The sequence below is a fragment of the Streptococcus mitis genome, from assembly GCF_001579035.1.
Taxonomy (GTDB): Bacteria; Bacillota; Bacilli; order Lactobacillales; family Streptococcaceae; genus Streptococcus; species Streptococcus mitis_J.
This window is the reverse complement of record NZ_KQ970285.1, coordinates 165,928-167,915: the sequence shown is the minus strand read 5'-3', so window position 1 is coordinate 167,915 and position 1,988 is coordinate 165,928. Positions and strand designations below refer to the sequence as shown.

Genomic DNA, 1,988 nt, shown 5'->3' with positions numbered 1-1,988 from the left:
AGCTATTTCATTGAGTTTTTGAATCAAATCTGCCAATTTTAACCCTTCTCCATTGAGGGAAACTGGAACACCTTCACTAAACTCAATCTCAATGTATTCTGGCATATCTGGAGCTTGCTCTGGAGAAGTTGTGATGCCAAAGGCCTCTTCTGGAGCCTGATTCCATGGATTTTCCAAAATACCACACTCATTGGCACGTCCCCAAAGATTTTGGTCGACAGAGTAGGGATTGTCAAGGTCAGCAGGAACAGGCACCCCATTTTCCTTAGCATAATGAATTTCTTCCTCCCGAGACCATTTCCATTCACGAACTGGCGCAATCACTTTTAAATTGGGATCCAAGGCTGCAATCGATACTTCAAAACGTACTTGGTCATTCCCCTTACCGGTACAACCATGAGCAATTGTAGTCGCTCCTGTCTGATGCGCTATTTCAACCAATTTTTTAGAAATAAGAGGGCGGCTCAAGGCAGATACCAAGGGGTACTTTTGTTCATAGTAGGCATGTGACTGAAGAGCCACTAGTACATAATCTGTAGCAAATTCGTCCTTAACATCAATGACATAAGATTCGACTGCCCCAACCTGAAGAGCCTTATCATGGATGAAATCTAAGTCTTTCCCTTCACCCACATCCATACAAACTGCAACAACATCATAGTCTTTCTTCAACCAGGTAATAGCAACTGATGTGTCCAAACCGCCAGAATAGGCCAAAATTACTTTTTCTTTACTCATGTTCTTTTCCTTCTTTCTATTTTTCAATGGACGCTTTAAAGGCATCCTCAATGAGTTTGTCTAATTCCCCAGACTCCTTCAACTTTTGAATGGTTTTATCGACTACCTCTTTCAATTCCTTGCTATCTTTTTTCATGGCTACCGCGTAGGAATCATCTTGCTCTTTTTCAAAATTGAGGTCTGCGATTGCTAAATCAGGATTATTTTCCACAAATCCCTTGGCAACTGGTTCTTCAAAGATAACGGCATCCACTTGTCCTGATTTTAAATCTGTGATTAAATTCCCATTTTTAGGCAGAGATACGAGGGAAGAATTTTGTAGCAAATCTTTCGCCATCGTCTCTTGAATCGAACCTTTCTGCGCTCCGACCTTTTTCTGCGCCAAGTCGTTTACAGACTGATAAGTGGCCAAGTCAGATTTTTTGACAATGAGTTTATTTTTTGAAGTATAGTAGGGAGTTGAAAAATCGAATACCTTGCTCCGTTCATCTGTCTTAGAAACACCAGATATGGCAAGGTCAGCTTTACCTGATTGAACACTAGCCAGTACATTGTCAAAACTCATGGGAGATAGTTCCAATTCGACACCTAGTTCTGTTGCGATAGCCTTGGCTAATTCGATATCTGAACCCACAATCTGATTTTTCCCATCAACCACTTTTTGGTATTCAAATGGAGCAAAATCTGGATTGAGGGCTACAACCAATTTTCCTTTGGACTTGATGGCTTCAATTCCAGCCGATTGATTGTTACTACAAGCAAATAGTAGGGGGAGCATCACTAAACCAAACATCGTCATCAACACCTTCTTCATCTTATTCATAACAAAGCCTCCTTTATGTTTATTCCTTTTGTTTGTATAAATAATACACCTATCTTCATCCTTTGTCAAGCCTAAATTGTAATTTTTTTCAATTTAAAACAGAAAAACCTAGGAAAATTACATAAAAATGTCATTCCTAGGCGTATTTATGCTATTTATCTCTGTGAAGCAAGAGTATTCAGTCAGTCAAAAGGAGCTGAACGAACTCATTTTCCCTCGCCCAATTCAATGATACGATGACATTGTTGGGCTACATAAGCATCGTGGGTCACAATAATAACTGTTTTCCCCTCGCGATTCATCTCTAAGAGAAACTTCAAGACCAAATCTCTATTTTCAGGGTCCAGCGAACCTGTCGGTTCATCGGCTAAAATCAGCTGGCTGGGTTTTAAGATGGCTCTAGCCACTGCAATTCGTTGTTGTTCAC

At 40.2% G+C, this 1,988-nt stretch carries 2 protein-coding genes and 1 pseudogene; all 3 read right to left on the bottom strand.

Going from position 1 to position 1,988, the window contains the following annotated elements; translation table 11 throughout:
• On the bottom strand, window positions 1-738 hold a 738-nt coding region (locus tag SMIDD26_RS00750; RefSeq protein WP_134990097.1), incomplete at its 3' end, for an argininosuccinate synthase.
• Between the two features lie 16 nt (window positions 739-754).
• Window positions 755-1,561 carry an ABC transporter substrate-binding protein gene (locus SMIDD26_RS00745; protein ID WP_061438621.1) on the bottom strand — a complete coding sequence of 269 codons (807 nt, stop codon included), beginning with the start codon at window positions 1,559-1,561 and terminating at the stop codon, window positions 755-757.
• Between the two features lie 206 nt (window positions 1,562-1,767).
• Window positions 1,768-1,988 (bottom strand): annotated as a pseudogene (locus SMIDD26_RS00740) (ABC transporter ATP-binding protein); the annotation flags it as partial.

What these genes read in the sequence shown, in the direction of transcription:
- SMIDD26_RS00745 (WP_061438621.1), bottom strand. Translation starts at nt 1,561, where the DNA reads ATGAATAAGATGAAGAAGGTGTTGATGACGATGTTTGGTTTAGTGATG.